This is a genomic window from Bacillus cereus group sp. BfR-BA-01355, assembly GCF_022663675.1.
GTDB classification, from domain to species: Bacteria; Bacillota; Bacilli; order Bacillales; family Bacillaceae_G; genus Bacillus_A; species Bacillus_A thuringiensis_S.
In genome coordinates this window covers 1-15043 of sequence record NZ_JAKUFY010000129.1, presented here as the reverse complement: position 1 = coordinate 15043, position 15043 = coordinate 1, and the positions used below count along the sequence as shown (strand labels likewise).

Sequence of the window (15043 nt, the reverse complement as noted above, 5' to 3'; positions counted from 1 at the left end):
ACATGTAAAGTTCACGTATATACAAAAAATCAACAAAACAAAAGAGCACAGCATGTATAAGTAGTGTTGGTAGCACTCTTATACCGTTCACCTGATTACGCCAGGTAAACACTTGCTATACTCTCATGAGTTATTGTACATCATGCAGGGTCTATTAAGCAACGTTTACCAAATTATTGGTGACGTTGCTTTTTTGTTTCCAATAAGGAGACATATAATATGGAAAAGAAGCGCATTAATGTAATAGCAAGTGAAGAATCATTCCGTAACTTATCAACCTTTATAGAATTGGAAGAACTAAACAAAACTATACGTACATACAGAGATAATATCCGTATGTCTATTAAGCGTACAGATGTACAATCTAAACTCATTACATTACTTGAAATTTTAAAGCGCCACAGCTGCAAATATGTAGGTGTTAGTTTCCTATGCAAAAATTCAATCGCTGACATGATGGAAGTTTCATATAAAACTGTACAACGTTTAATGAAGAAGCTTGTGGATTTAGAGATGATTAAACAAGTAGCAATGAAGCGTAAAAAGGACATGCTTCAAACTTCTAATGCTATTATCATTCAACCAATTGTGGAAGAAGTGTCCAACAAGGCAGATGCAAAAAGTCCTACAAAGTGTCCTACCAATAAAACAAAACCTGTTTCCTTAAAACAAAATATAAAAGATATAAACAAACGTAATAGTAATGAGAATAGCAATACTCCAGAAGGGAATATTGAACAAGCTGATTTTGTTGCTCACTGGGTACCTGAACGTTTTGTTTCTTTAGTTAGCTCTTTTTACAGTGAATCTAAAATAATTCAAGAACTGTGGAAGGTCGTAAGACAGTGCAATAAAATCGTTAACCATACAACAGGTGATAAAGCATTTACTAAAGACCAGGAACTTACTATTGGCTTAAAAGCTATTAAAGAATTTGTTATGAAAATAAAATCCGGAGCAAAAATGAAAAAGGGTAAATTCGCTTATTTCAATGGGATTGTAAATAACTTAATGGACAAGTTCTATTTTGATAAGGAATTTATGGCCATATAAAAAAACACCTAGCTAAATTAACTAGGCGTTTCGATTTTTAAAATATTCATAAATTGAATTTTATGTATTGCATTCGGTCCATCATTCACTACAATTCTACCCATTTGTTGTTCCAGTTTAACAATTTTACCTTGAATAATAGCTGGTTCATTAAATTTTCTATACACAGTAAAGACTAATTCTGTATCATCCTGTACCGCCAATTGTATTAATTCAGCAGCTTCTTGTTGCTCGAATTCATCCATATATGGTCTAGGTTCCTTCTTTGAACCACTTTTCTTCTTTGGTGGTTTTGGTACTCCATTTGTCATATAATATCACCTCATTGAGCGTTTTAAGCGTATTGATATTTTGTTCTTACTTTATCAACAGATAGTATATTAGCTAATTTCATTGTTCTAACTTGTTGTTTTTTCATGCAATACACCAATATACAATCTTCATATAGCTTTCTAACAATAACAGTTCTTTGAGAGAAATCTCCTGAACTGTTTAAATAAATTAATTCAATTGGTATTTTTTGATTGAACGAACATTTAAGTAAATGATTCATAAGATGACCTCCTACAAGAACATTTGTTTGCATTTAGATATTAGAACGATAGTTCTGTTTTGTCAATGAAACAGAAGCCAACATTTACATTTATTACGTAAAATTGGTATGATTTACTTATTAAAAAAAGGGGGGAGATTTTTGAGTTTAAATATGTATTTAGGGGAAGTACATAACCAAACGCAAAGTATGAATGCTGTATGTACCGCTACCATTCAAGGTATGGAACAAGTTATTCAATCGATTGATTCTTTTACAAGCGATACTGTTCTACAAGGGCAAACATATGACAGTGCAAAAGCATTCTTTGCAGAAACTTTTCGTCCTTTAGCACAAGGAATCATTTACCTATGTGAGGAATTAATCCGTCAGAATGATGCATTTCCAAGTCAATTTCAATCACAGGTAGCTTCAACGGATGTAATCGAGCAAGAAATATTAGAACAAATTCGAGAAATTGACCGAATGAAGGCAAGTATGGAAGCCATCAGTCAAGCTATGCCAATGCCAGGTATGGATGCTATGGCAAATCTTTTTATTGCCATGAGGCGCAAACTTCAAGAAAAGTTAGATCATTTGTATCAGTTCAACCAAACATCTAGTAATAACTATAATACAGCAATTCAATTAGCCGCTAGCATTGCGATAGGTCTTGCTGAAGTCCAAAGCGGGAAAGGCTTTAGTCCTGCAAGTGGTACATTTAGTACGCAAGGATTGAATATGGAGTGGACAACTTCTATTCAATCGATTACAGAGGATAGGAATCGTCAGGCTGACAATCTTTTAAATGATAGTCCAATTGAAGAAGGAACGATTGATGATAGACCTTCAGCGGAATCAGAAGAAAAAGATTTTGATGGTAAAAAACTAGCAAGAGATATAGCTGGTGAACTAAGTGGAGAATATGATATTCGACGTGCTTGGGATGGTATTGATCCATCTACTGGCGAAAAACTTTCCACTTTGGAAAGGGTTTTCGCTGGAGGAATGGCTGTAGCTGGTCTTACACCAATCGGAAAAGTTGCTAAAATTGGTAAAGTCGGAAAAGCCATAGATAAGGCTGATACAGCTAAAAAGGAAATGCAGGAAGCCGCGGCATTATTGAAAGCTAGAAGACAGAAACAAGCTGCAATTAATCGAACATCAGGAGATAAGTTTGAAGCTGAATTGAAGACTAGCTTAGAAAGTACTGGCGAGTTTGAAACAGTAGTTAAGCAATTAACACTGGAAACGCCTAGCGGAATAAAAACTAGAGTTGATTTAGTCGCACTCGGTAAAGAAAACAGTAAAATTAATCTATACGAAGCAAAAGCTTCTTTAAGCGCACCTTTAACAAAAAATCAGAAGTTGGCTTTTCCTGAAATTGAAGAGTTTGGAGCTATCGTAAAAGGTAAAGGAAAACCACCGTTTGATGGTGGTACGGAAATACCGCCTACTAAAGTAGAAGTCATACGTAAACAATAAAAAGGAGGCTACCATATGTCTTTAAAAGAATTAGAACAAATAGACTTATTAGCTATCGAAAAAGAAACAGGATATGTCCATCTTATTATTGCTGACGAAGAGGATTGGTCAGACGAAGAAGAACACGTCTCGTTATTGATAGAAAAGATTTATGCTTACTTAGGATTTATTGAAAGTGGGACGATTTATGAAATATATCCTGATGCTAAGGGACGACAATTTGTTATTAGTATACACGGAAAATATCGTTGCACTGAGTATGGCGAAGAGTTTTTTGAAAAGACTGAGGAAATAGTTATGAAAGCTGGATATGGTTTCCAATATATACATAACCCCTACGAAGAAGGGGAAAATGTAGCAAAATAAAAGAAAAAAGAAGAACGCCTTGTAGTGAGAGGAAACGTTCTTCTTTTTTATTGGTCTATGTATTTATCCATCAAAAATATAATATTTACAGTTGTTGCATGAAATTGGTATGATTTAGGTATTATTTCAAGGAGGTTTTTTCATGAGTTACGATACTGTAGCATCGCTACAACGTATGCAACAATTAGAGCAAGCTCAAGCTGCAAATGGGAAACGTATAGTATTAAAAAGAGTTTATGAGTCAGATAAAATTTCAGCTCTCATTATCGTTCTTTGTATCATAGCTATCCCAGCAACAATGTGCATATCCCTTTTAGTGGGATTAATTATCTATTACATTAGGGAATTCAAACGCACGACTTACCTGGTTAAAAACGTTGCTACTGGAGAGAAATTCAGAGTGGAGAAACAAGACTTCAAACAGTATAAGAAGAATTTTAAGAAGAAAGAAAAACAAGTTAGAAGAATTTCTGATTTATAATAAACCCTATCCTTATTAAAGTTGACGGTGATTATATTGCGACGTACAAGCTTACTCAAGGAAAATACTTATCAAAAGATTGTTTTAAGAGCTGACTCAGAAAAGAAATTAATTGAGATTAAACAAGAATATTTTAAAACACCAAGCATAAATGAAATTAAAATGACTTATGATGAATATATTGAAATGGATAAATTAGTAAAAGAATGCATTGATAATTCTTTAAGGCAACAATACAAATCAAATCCTAATAATATTTTTTGGGGAATGGGACCACATCTAGTGGACGATGAAAAAAGAATTGTCACAGTGACGGATAATAAAAATCGAAATTTATCTGTACAAATAACTAATAAACATGTTGTAAATGTAATTGAGACCTTTAAACATGAAAATCAAAGTTTTGTTCTAAAAATAAACTTTGACGAACTTAGAGGTATTTTTAGAAGACTCCATTACTTTTTTAATATACTCAATAAAAAAAGCCGACTCAATTAAGAGCCGGCACTTTTTATGTTTACTATTTAATTTCTACATAATAAGAACTAGCTGTAATATAGTACACATTACCTCTACTATTCTTTACTTTATATTGTGAAGAGCCATTTACAGATACTTTATCAAGGATAGTAAATCCTAATCCTTTATCGACAGTTCCTGCAACATCTCTATCAGCCCATGAAGCTTTTGAATAGAATCGTAAATCATTCACTTTAGAAACTACACGTTTGCCTTCCACAGATGACGATTCTTCTTTATAGCGAATGTATGAGGGATTATTATAAACCCACTGATTCCCCCCAAGATTCAACCAGTTTCCTACTTTACCCCAAACTTTATATGATTCACCCTTTTGTAATTTACGAATAACACTATTTGTTGTGGATGGACCAGAACGAAGGTTTACATTGTATCCATCAATATACGCTACTCCCACTTCATTAATAACACCAGGTACTTCATTTGGTTGCTGTGGCTTTGGTTTAACCGTAACTGTTTCGCCTTCATACGCCTTTTGTACGTCCGCTCTAAATTGTGATTCTGATACGCCATGACTGCGAAGATAATCAATCGGATCTTCGTGATCTGTGCCACCAAGCTTATACGTAATGTCTTTATGCGTCCACAATCCAATGGATGGATCAATGTTTCTATCACGTAAAATCTTAGCGAGTAGCTTCACATATCTCTCATAGGATTTTTTAAATTTAATAGGATCACTAGTTTCAGAGAGCTCTACATGAACAAATCGTTTATTGGCTGCTGGGCCTGCTCCCCATGCTTGATACTTAGTAGAAGCAATTTGAATTGTTTCATCCCAATCTGTTGCATAATGTACAAATGCAGAACGCCATGTTCTTGCTTCATAGTTTCGGATATTAATAGCAGGTGCTTCAGGAGTCGCTGTAGAATGCGCTACTACACCTTCATATGCTCCATATCCATTGCGATATTCGACTTTAGGTAACCCTGGAATAATCATTTCTCGATCAGCAAAAACACTACCCGTTGAAGTAAATGCAATAATAGCTGCAGTAGAAATTGAGGCTAATAATTTAATAGATTTTTTCATTTGTCGTCACCATTCCCCATAATTTTTTGTTTAATATCTGATACATCCTTTGAAAGTGAACCAAATGCTTTTGCCTGTTCTTCTATGACTGCCTGGTTTTTTTCGATTACTTTTTGATACTGTTCTTCACGCTGTTCATTCTTTTTTTGCGTAGTAAAAAGCATCCACACAAATAACGCTGCAAATGCTCCTTGTTGAATCATTGAATTGAAAATCTGTTCCTCCACTTTTCTCATCTCCTTTTTAGCAAAATAAAAAAGCCTGCTTATGCACGCTTAATCTGTAATATCTAAATTAAAAAGCTCATCGCAATATGAATGATGTTTCCATTTTGAACACCATTCAAGAAAATTCCACCATCACTTTTAACTGTGACTTCACAAGCTGTTGGGCCATTGCCATATGCAAGTGCTGGGAAAGCAATATTTTGTACAGGACGAAATCCAGCCGGAAGGGTTGCAAATACTGTTGTATTTGCTAGATATTTAACTGATCCAATGACAGATATTTGTTCCCCACTTCTCTTGTACTTCAAAATTCTATCAGGAACATTCTCTACCCCAGTTGTAGGAAGGTTAATCCAACCTGTATCTGTTGCTTGCTTGATAGTACCATCCGGCTTGATTTCAACTCGTTTTGACCAATCCCAAGTATCCCCTTGCTCTTCGGTTGAAGGTGCAATAATAAGAGCCCCTTGTGCCCCCTTATGAAGAACTGTTTTAAACGAGCGGCTACCTAATACAATTGCATTATCGATCTTAAATTCAAGTATTCCATTTATGATGTCTCCATCTTTCTTAACAAGATTTGTACTAGCAGAAACATTAAACGTTTTATTGTTACGATTATAATCCCAAACACCTTGATTTCCTTTAACATCCCTAATCCCGTAATATCCATCGCCTGTTTGGTAGAAGTTGAGCTCTTCCACTCCTGCAGTAGAGAATGCTATTTTGTTCGTCTTGTCTGTACTTAACCTGTCAAACAAAAGATTGCCAGGCATGGTGTCTCCACTTTTCTTAACAACATCCATTGTATTTAATTTTCTCTGTAATTCGTCTATCGTTTTCTTAAGAATCTCAAAATCAGAAATATAGTTTTCGATTTTAATATTTCCTTCTTTCACATCACGCCTTAATGTAATGCGAATGTCTGGTGTACTCATTCGTTCTGTACTTTTTTCCATCACAAAATAAGCTGTCCAATCATCCGATGTAGAAACAGCTTGAGATGTAAACGTGTATGAAAACACACCTTTCTTTGCATCAACTATTTGAGCATCATCTCGAATGAATACTCCTGTGTGATTTGTCGCTTCATATTTAACCACATATCCTGTTAAATCCACCTTCTGCCCTTTTTCTCTTACGTACACTGTAAGTTTCAATCCATTCTTGTCATTCTGCCGAGAACGAATTGTTTTTGTAAACACAGGATCTGCTAAATCTATCATAATTTCCTCATTTCGCATGACTACACCTCTTTCTAGCTACTCCTTTTTACGTGTCTGGGCGGTCTTCTCTGACGTTTTACTCTGTTCCTATGCTTTATATTCCCTTTAGGTTTTAATGGCTCTAATTCTTCCAATCTAGCATCTGTTTTTGTCACATATTCTTGGAAACCTTGTGTTAGTTGTGAGAGCATTCCATATAAGCCAACACCACTTTCCTCTGATTCTTTCGGAATAACTAAACCATAATGCGTAGGAATTGCATCTGTAGTAATTGTCGGTTCTCCTTCTTTACGATTCATACGCATTTCATAGAGTTTTGGAATGTCCGTTTTCAAATTGTACTGTTTAATATCCCAACCCATTACGGTTTCCAATACACTACGTGTAACTGGCCTAATATTGGTTTTATAGGTTTCTTTAGAAGAAACTTTGAAGTCCGAAGCAATTACGCCTTGATAATATGATCCAAGAGCTGTCTTGATTTGAATATAACCATTTTCGTAACTTGAATTTCGTATCATCGCATTTGGAAGTATGATATCTGTATCTCCTCCAGATGAAACCCCAATACTCGCAATCCAATTGTCATTACGATAAAAGCGGAACTGATCTTTGACTTTAAACCTCATATCACTTTGAGCATTTAGGACAATCATTTTGTCAGCATCAAGCATTGCATTCCCTGTTTGCGAAAAGTATAAGGAAGCTGCATTCAAGTATCCATTGCCATCAAGTCCTTTTGTAATTCCTATTCCACCAGACTTAACACTTGTGTCTGAGAATTGGTATACCATAATAGCACCATTTGCCCCTGTGGAATCTGAATCTCCTCCTAAAATAAGAGTAGGTTGTATTTCATTTCTACTATTTTTGTAATACCCTACAAACACCCTTGTTCTAGATGACTCATACAAGCGTATAAATTGCTTTGAGATATTTACATAGTTCACACTATCTGAAGTTCGTAATGTTGCACCTGTTATCTCTCCACCTTGCACAAGATTTCCACTCAACGTACCTGCAGTAATAAAATCAGCAACAATTCTTCCGTCACTTGTAATAGCAGTTCCATATGGTCCATTCACACCTGTGGAAGAATACCCTAATCCATTCAAGTTCCATTGCCAAACCTTTTTAGCACTCCTTTCATCTTTCGTATCCATAATTAAAATACGATCTGGATAAACACGGACATGCCCTCCGAATCCTGAATTAATAAGGCTTGTAGCATTTGCTTTTGCTGCATCCAAAATCGAACTTGGCATATTTGATAACTCTTCTTGTACCAAGTCAACCCTACCAGAAACATCCGTAAAAGATTCTTTGAAATTACCAATAGTTATATCTAGATACTCTTTTTTTATCGGGTCATACTTATAAGCAATTACCTTCGCTTTTATATCAATTCCATCTTCTTGATGTTCAACGGTAACAGTATCTGCCATATAAACACTTTGTAAATGCTTATAATCCTTATACTCTTCCGTTTGTGATAACTCCTGAAACTTAACGTTATAAGTTGCTTTAGGCTGATCAACCTTTTGAATAGCAAACATATCCTTGGCTGCCTGGCGTAATAACCTATATGCTTCTTCTAACGGAACTGCATCTTCATCGTCAGCATTTTCACCAATAGCTGCTTTGATATGTTTAAACTCAACCACTTTAATTTTAGGATGAGGATACTTATTTATAAGTGGACTATCCACATATTTTTCAGGAAGAAATAACCCATCAAAACCTTGTGGCATGATTCTAGTTATGGGACTTTTCCAATCCACATTACCCTCATATCCTAGTAAATCTTTCTTATGACGAATCACTACCCCACGATCCATACCACGATTTTGTAGCATCTTCACATCAAAATTATCTCGTTTTAATTCGCCACCCCAACGATTAACAAATGAATTGTCTTGACTAGAATCCAATAATGCTTCCACAGGATTTTTTCGGACAATACGTGCACTTGCTATCTTTGGTACATCTGAATAAAACTGAAAAGGATGCTTGTATTGGCATCCTGCTGACATACGATTCATAGCCCCATTCCCATTTGTTGTTTCAGCAAAAATGTCTTCAATTAGATTCTCTGTTAAGTCATAAAAAATGTGATAACATTGCGCTGTAATCTCACCCATACTGACTTTAGGAGCTGCCACTCGAAATAGTTGTTCACCATCAGGAGTTAGAACTTTAATAATACTCATTCCCTCTATTTCCAGACCATGCGGCGCAAACAATGGATAACTAAATGAAAATAAAAATAAACCATTGAGTTCTTCCTCAACAGTTGCGTTATAAATGTTTTTATCTAAAGCTCCTATACCATTGTGTGTAAAATCAGTCTCATTTGGTTTATATAAAGTAATCATTTATATCTCCACCTAGGTCGAATTTCCATAAATTGAATTTCTCCTGACCACTCTATTTTATTTTCCCCTACGTTGAATATAGGGAACTTCCCGACCATTTTATTATTCATTGATATGGTATCGGTATATGCTTCAAGTACTTCTGAGTCTATAACAACAGAACCATTCACATCTTTTATTTGAAAAGAGACGTCATTTATTGTTATACGGAAAGTACCGTTTCCCACAATCCAAAACTTAGGATCAGATTCAATTGTACCTGGATTATAAATTACACCAGGTTTGGTGAGCTTTAGATTTACATCCTCTGTATATTCAAAGGGATCTAGTGTGAAATCCACCTCAAATTCACCATGCTCCTCAATTTCATTTACAATATCACCTACTACAACATGTTTAATTTTTCGATACACATCATCATCAGTAAAATATAATGTCTTTCCATTCATCAACCAAGCCTTCATACGTCGCACTAACGGCTTAATATTCTCTTCTTCAAGCATATTGAACTTTATTTTTAAAGGGACGTCTTTAAACGCCCCTTTTTTTGTAAGTGAGCCATGTCTACCAGACACTTCAATATGTTCTACTTCTTGTTCTGCTGTAGGAATAACAGGGCGTTCTACCATACATATTCCATAGTCACTTGCTAACTGATTATCGATACCTATGTCTAGCAATTTAAGTCCTCCCTATTCCTATTTTTGAATTACGCCCTTTTTGAGCAAGTGCATCATCTATTTTTCCGACCATGCGGTCGATGTCACGATCATCCCTTACTGAAGGATTATAAATATTAACTACAGTTGGTTCAGTTGACATCGTTGCTGCAATCCCTTCACCAATCGCACCTAATGTTTTTTTATTCAACGGTAAAACTGCTTCATTTCCAGCTTCTCCTGCACCTTGCAACTGACCATTACTCATACCGAAAATTGTAGGTCTAGTAAAGATACCTCCTTTTGCACGCCATTGTACACCAATGCCAGATGGATACGTAATGTCTTTCCCTAAAATGTTTTTCGTACTAGTTTCTAAACTAAAATGTGGCATTTTAGGCATTTCAGGTTTCGGAATCTTTAATTTAAGATCGCTAAAGAACCCTTTGATTTTATCAATGAATCCCTTTACTTTATCTACCGCATCTTTTATCGGATCAACGATAAATCTCTTTGCTGCATCAAATTTTTCTTGCGCTGCATTCTTTACAGAATCAAATTTTTCCCTTGCCGTATTGTACATATCATTGAACTTCTCTTTTGCAGAATTATAAGCTGAAATAACTGGATCAATAATATATTTATAAACTAGATTCCATGCCGTAAGTGTATAAGATTGGATTTTGGCCCAATTACCTAGTATCCAATTCGCTAAATCATTCAATTTTTCTTTCGTTGCATTCCACAATTCCTGAACAGGCTGAATGACATATTGTTTTACTAGATTCCACGCTGCGGAAGTATATGATTTCACTGTCTCCCACTGTGAATTCAACCAAGAAACAAGCGCACCGATCTGTTCTTTAACCCAATCCCACGCTTCTTGAACAGGTTGAGTAATATATTGTTTAAATAAGCCCCAAGCAACTTGTGCAGCAGCCTTTATAAGTTCCCACTGCGTACTAAGCCATGTGACTAATTCACCAATTTGCGCACTTATCCAATCATACGCTTCCTGGATCGGTTGTATAATATATTGAGATATTGCCGCCCATGCAATTTGTGCCCCTGCTTGAATGAGTAGCCAACCTGCTTCTAAAACTGTGGAAACTGCTGAAATAATCGGATCTAAAACTGTGAGCATTGTATCCCATGTTTCTTGCCAAGCTGTCTTTAATTGATCCCAAATAGAAGTTGCCGTTTCAACAATACCCGTCCACAATCCACTGAAAAATTCACCTAAAGGAGACAATGTACTATCTGCTAATTCAATGAATGAAGACCATGATTCTGAAAAATAATCAGTAATACCTGTCCAAATTTCCGATGCTGTATCAGAAATTCCAGTCCATAGATCAGCAAAAAATTGACCGATAGGTTCAAAGAACTCATTTGCCATATTTAAAAAATCTGACCAGGCTCCAGAAAAGTAATCAACTGTGGATGACCAAGCATCTTCACAAGTTTGAACTATGCTATCCCACAATTCACCAAACCAATCTTTAAATTCAGACCACTTTTCAGAAAGCCAATCCGTTATGGCACCCCAGTTTTTTATTAACATGATAATACCAGTTATCACTAAGGAAACTGCTGCAATGGTAGCTATCACAGGTAAAAATGCCAGATTCAACGCACCAAAGGAAACCGCTAAAGCAGCTACAATTGGAGTTAGAATAATAAATGCAGCACTCAATGCACCCATCACGATTAAAAGCGTTTGATCGGCTTCAGACAATTTACTAAACCAATCCATTACAGCTTTAACTCCATCAACAATTGGAGGTAAAATATCTTTCGCTAATTCTGCAAATTTCTTTCCAAGTGGTTCTAACGCAGCCTGCGTTTCTCTTAATGCTTTTTGAAATTGCTGTCCCAAAGATTCTTCCTGAAGTTTCTTCATTTCATCCATACGTCCAGTTACATCACCAAGACCACCATGTACATCATTTAGGCTTAGTACCGCTTCAGCACCCATGTCTTCCCATTTGGTACCAAATAAAGCAACACCAATCTGGTTTGCCTTTACTTTATCATCCATTTTTTGAAGATCGCCTAACACAGCATTAAAAACATCGGCTGCAGTTCCCTTACCTTCATTAAATGATTTCCATACTTTTTGTGTCTCTTCAGATAAATCGCCGAATCCTTCTGATACACCTTTCGAACCATCTTGTACACGTATACCAAATTCTTTCACTAGGTCATTGATATAGTCTAAGTTATACGAACCACTTTTTGTTCCATTTGCTAAAATTGTAAACATCTCTTGAGCACTAAAACCACCTTGTTTAAATAAAGGTGCGTATTCAGAGAGGTTATCAAATAACTCGTCTGAATAATTAAGACCTTCTTGAGCACCGGCAGCAAGTAAGTCAAAGGTTTCCTGTGTAGATAAACCAAACTGACTCATTAACTGCCCTGCTCCTCGAGTCGCTTCATTTAAATCCACATCATAAACTTTAGCTAATGTTAATACATTTTCTGATGCCCCTTGCAATTCCTCATGTGGAACGTCACGCATATTTTGATAGACTTTTATCAGCGCATTGTCTACCTCTTCAAGATTTTCACCAAAACCTTTTTTCCAAGTATCAACAGCAATTTTTTGAAGGTTTTCAGCACCTTTTGCAGATAAACCTAAAGAGGCTTGAATCTTTCTTTGAGAAGTATCAAAATCTACCGCTGTATTCACAACTGACTTTCCCATTTCAATCAATTTTTCAGATATTCCTTGTAGAACTTCAGCGGCTTCCATTAAATTGTGCATATCAAGTTTCTTATTGATTTCAGCCATACCATCCGCAGCTTGTGAACCACTTCGCCCAACACTCTGTAAGGAGTTTTCGAATTGCTTTAATGTAGTTTTTGCTTGGTTTAATTTAGCCTCAAGTTGCTGCACTTCAGTAGAGTTCTCACCATACACACGTTTTGCTGCGCTTAATTGTTGTTCTAAATTGTGGACAACCCTATCAGTCATTTCCATTTGCTGACGTAGTTGTTTCTGCGCTAATTCCAACTTATCCGCTTCACTAGCATTTGCTCCTAGTTCAGCATTTTGAAGTTTGAATGAGCTTGTCAAGCGCTTCTGTTCAGCTTCAAGTTTCTTAGAATTCTCTTGTAAATCCAGTAAAGTTCCACGTGCTTCCCTAGCTTCAATCGCTTGTTCGGAAAGACCCTCATTTACTCTTTTCATTGCATTATCAAGAGAAGTTTCAGCACGTTCTGCATCTAGCAGTTTACCGTACATCTTATTGAGTTGTTCAGCGGTTGTACTTGTGTCCTTGGACATCGCTTGATATTCAGAACGCAACATAGCTGTACGTTTCTTCGCTGCTTCCATTTGAATTTCAAGCTTCTTCTTTTCAGCAAGAAGTTTATCAGTCATCGTCGCATCTTGGCCCATTGCTGCAATATGATTTTTATATTCTTTCGCTGCATTATTCATAACCATATTGATTTGTTTCAATGTATTTGCATACTGGACCTGGCCATCCATTTTAAAATTAAGGACGACGTTTCTTTCTTTACTATTCCCTGGCATTTTCTCACCTCATTTCTTATAGGAATGGTGTTTGATCTAGCGTGTAGATTTGTTTTGGTTTCTGCTCATGTAATGCATCTGGATTGTTGTATCTGAGATGCATAATGAACTGTTTTAGAAAATGTGCCGGTGTGATTTTCCAAAAGTCATCCATACTTAAACCAAGCAATGTATTACCGACATAAAAATAAAAATCCCAGTCCAATTCGGACTGAGATTCCTCGTTTTTAGTCAGTATGTTTTTTACTTTTTTTCTTGCTTCAACTTCTCCATATCAGAATGTTGGAAAGTTTGGCCACTGAAAATTTCGTATACAACGATGAAAATATCAGGTAATTCATTCATAGGAATAGCACCTTTCAATTCATCTAATGTACATTCCGTACCACCACTACGTACCATCGCATAAATTAATGCACGCATCAATTTCGCTTCATTTTCTCCCAGGCTAAATTGACCTTTAGCTAACATATCATTCATTTCTTTTTCAAATTCATGATAAGGTGTTCCAAATGCTTCTTCCACATAAGGAAAAGATTCAAAAGTAAAAATAACAGGGATTGAGACACCCTGTATCTTAATGCTATTTCTAGTTATATTTACATTTACTAAATCACTTAAACGTGCCATAATTACCCTCCTTATTTACCTGTTTGAGTCGTTCCACCTAGCTGCGCTAGTTGAGATTCATCACAAATGACTTGTTTTAGGAAATCTTCAACTTTAATTCCTTTTGCCTCTGGATCACCAGTATCTAATTCAGCTTGTGTTACATCATTAAATAACAATGGATCTGCTGTAATTGTGTAGGCAATGTCATCCACAGTCATTTCATCACCTTGTGTTTTCCAAGATTCCTCTACTGGAGCAACTGTACATTTTGGGTACCAACGTAATATTTTTGTTCCATCATTTAAAGGAAATACAACACCTACTGCGAACTTTGGATACGCCTTCGCCTTAGCTGTTTCAAAAGACACTCCTTTTTTGCGTGTTTTTGCAAAGATTTTATCTTTTACTTCACGATTTAGACCAGCAAGATTAAAAGCTAATCCAAACGCTGTATTTTTGACAATGTTAATAATTTTTTTGTTAGATGCCCACTTTGTAAAATTAGTAGAAGTAGTGGAAATCGTTAAATCAGAAATATTCGTTTGTCGATAAACGATATCCTCATAAGTTGGTAGTGCACTAGAAGTTTCATTTCCCTTCATCAAGCACAGATATAAATCTTCGATCCCTACCGAATATTGAATTTCTTTATTTTCAACTGTCATGTATATCATCCTCACATTCTATCAATTATTTTTTGTGCCATAATATCAGCAATTTTGTCACCTTCTGCATCAAAGGTATTCTGAACAAAGTGTTTCCCTTTCACACGGCCCTTACCATTTGCTTTTTTATGGCCATGTTCAACTAAGTACCAATACCAAGCTTCATCTTTAAATTCCACAGATACACGATCATCTTTCACAACAATCTTTAGGCTATCCCTTAAATGCGTTCGCTTGTTTTTATT

At 35.8% G+C, this 15043-nt stretch carries 17 protein-coding genes; 5 read left to right on the top strand and 12 right to left on the bottom strand.

Features of this window, described 5'->3' with window-relative positions:
- The first annotated feature begins 219 nt into the window (after window positions 1–219).
- On the top strand, window positions 220–1053 hold the full coding sequence (locus tag MR167_RS27380) for a cytosolic protein (RefSeq protein WP_095022038.1): 834 nt from the start codon (window positions 220–222) through the stop codon (window positions 1051–1053).
- A gap of 17 nt (window positions 1054–1070) precedes the next feature.
- Here MR167_RS27380 and MR167_RS27375 read toward each other — a convergent pair whose 3' ends face one another.
- A complete protein-coding gene (locus MR167_RS27375) occupies window positions 1071–1364 on the bottom strand; it encodes a YolD-like family protein (RefSeq protein WP_095022039.1) in 294 nt (97 codons plus the stop codon).
- A gap of 23 nt (window positions 1365–1387) precedes the next feature.
- Entirely contained in the window at window positions 1388–1606 is a 219-nt protein-coding gene (locus tag MR167_RS27370; protein WP_095022040.1) for a hypothetical protein, read from the bottom strand.
- A gap of 141 nt (window positions 1607–1747) precedes the next feature.
- Here MR167_RS27370 and MR167_RS27365 point away from each other — a divergent pair, with 141 nt between their 5' ends.
- From MR167_RS27365 to MR167_RS27350, 4 genes are all read left to right on the top strand, one after another.
- Window positions 1748–3070 carry a pre-toxin TG domain-containing protein gene (locus tag MR167_RS27365; protein WP_193552949.1) on the top strand — a complete coding sequence of 441 codons (1323 nt, stop codon included), beginning with the start codon at window positions 1748–1750 and terminating at the stop codon, window positions 3068–3070.
- A gap of 15 nt (window positions 3071–3085) precedes the next feature.
- Window positions 3086–3436 carry a DUF6572 domain-containing protein gene (locus tag MR167_RS27360; RefSeq protein WP_095022041.1) on the top strand — a complete coding sequence of 117 codons (351 nt, stop codon included), beginning with the start codon at window positions 3086–3088 and terminating at the stop codon, window positions 3434–3436.
- Between the two features lie 142 nt (window positions 3437–3578).
- Window positions 3579–3917, top strand: a complete 339-nt coding sequence (locus MR167_RS27355) for a hypothetical protein (RefSeq protein WP_095022042.1) — start codon at window positions 3579–3581, stop codon at window positions 3915–3917.
- A gap of 36 nt (window positions 3918–3953) precedes the next feature.
- Window positions 3954–4415, top strand: a complete 462-nt coding sequence (locus tag MR167_RS27350) for a hypothetical protein (RefSeq protein WP_238174869.1) — start codon at window positions 3954–3956, stop codon at window positions 4413–4415.
- Window positions 4416–4437: 22 nt separating this feature from the next.
- Here the strand turns inward: MR167_RS27350 and MR167_RS27345 are convergent, their stop codons facing one another.
- From MR167_RS27345 to MR167_RS27300, 10 genes are all read right to left on the bottom strand, one after another.
- Window positions 4438–5490, bottom strand: a complete 1053-nt coding sequence (locus MR167_RS27345; protein ID WP_095022043.1) for an N-acetylmuramoyl-L-alanine amidase — start codon at window positions 5488–5490, stop codon at window positions 4438–4440.
- Window positions 5487–5717, bottom strand: a complete 231-nt coding sequence (locus MR167_RS27340; protein ID WP_000392440.1) for a BhlA/UviB family holin-like peptide — start codon at window positions 5715–5717, stop codon at window positions 5487–5489. The genes MR167_RS27345 and MR167_RS27340 overlap by 4 nt, the downstream gene beginning before the upstream one ends.
- 62 nt (window positions 5718–5779) lie before the next feature.
- Complete coding sequence (locus tag MR167_RS27335; RefSeq protein WP_242315957.1) at window positions 5780–6961, bottom strand: BppU family phage baseplate upper protein; 1182 nt, start codon at window positions 6959–6961, stop codon at window positions 5780–5782.
- 14 nt (window positions 6962–6975) lie between these two features.
- Complete coding sequence (locus tag MR167_RS27330) at window positions 6976–9318, bottom strand: phage tail spike protein (RefSeq protein WP_242315955.1); 2343 nt, start codon at window positions 9316–9318, stop codon at window positions 6976–6978.
- On the bottom strand, window positions 9315–9998 hold the full coding sequence (locus tag MR167_RS27325; protein ID WP_095022046.1) for a phage tail domain-containing protein: 684 nt from the start codon (window positions 9996–9998) through the stop codon (window positions 9315–9317). Before MR167_RS27325 ends, MR167_RS27330 begins: the two co-directional genes overlap by 4 nt.
- A gap of 1 nt (window position 9999) precedes the next feature.
- A complete protein-coding gene (locus tag MR167_RS27320; protein ID WP_242315953.1) occupies window positions 10000–13521 on the bottom strand; it encodes a phage tail tape measure protein in 3522 nt (1173 codons plus the stop codon).
- A gap of 16 nt (window positions 13522–13537) precedes the next feature.
- On the bottom strand, window positions 13538–13726 hold the full coding sequence (locus tag MR167_RS27315) for a hypothetical protein (RefSeq protein ID WP_006927278.1): 189 nt from the start codon (window positions 13724–13726) through the stop codon (window positions 13538–13540).
- A gap of 38 nt (window positions 13727–13764) precedes the next feature.
- Window positions 13765–14151: a hypothetical protein gene (locus MR167_RS27310; RefSeq protein WP_088068554.1), complete on the bottom strand. Its 387-nt coding sequence runs from the start codon at window positions 14149–14151 to the stop codon at window positions 13765–13767.
- 11 nt (window positions 14152–14162) lie between these two features.
- Entirely contained in the window at window positions 14163–14798 is a 636-nt protein-coding gene (locus tag MR167_RS27305) for a major tail protein (protein WP_088068552.1), read from the bottom strand.
- Between the two features lie 11 nt (window positions 14799–14809).
- On the bottom strand, window positions 14810–15043 hold a 234-nt coding region (locus tag MR167_RS27300), incomplete at its 5' end, for an HK97 gp10 family phage protein (RefSeq protein ID WP_346657777.1).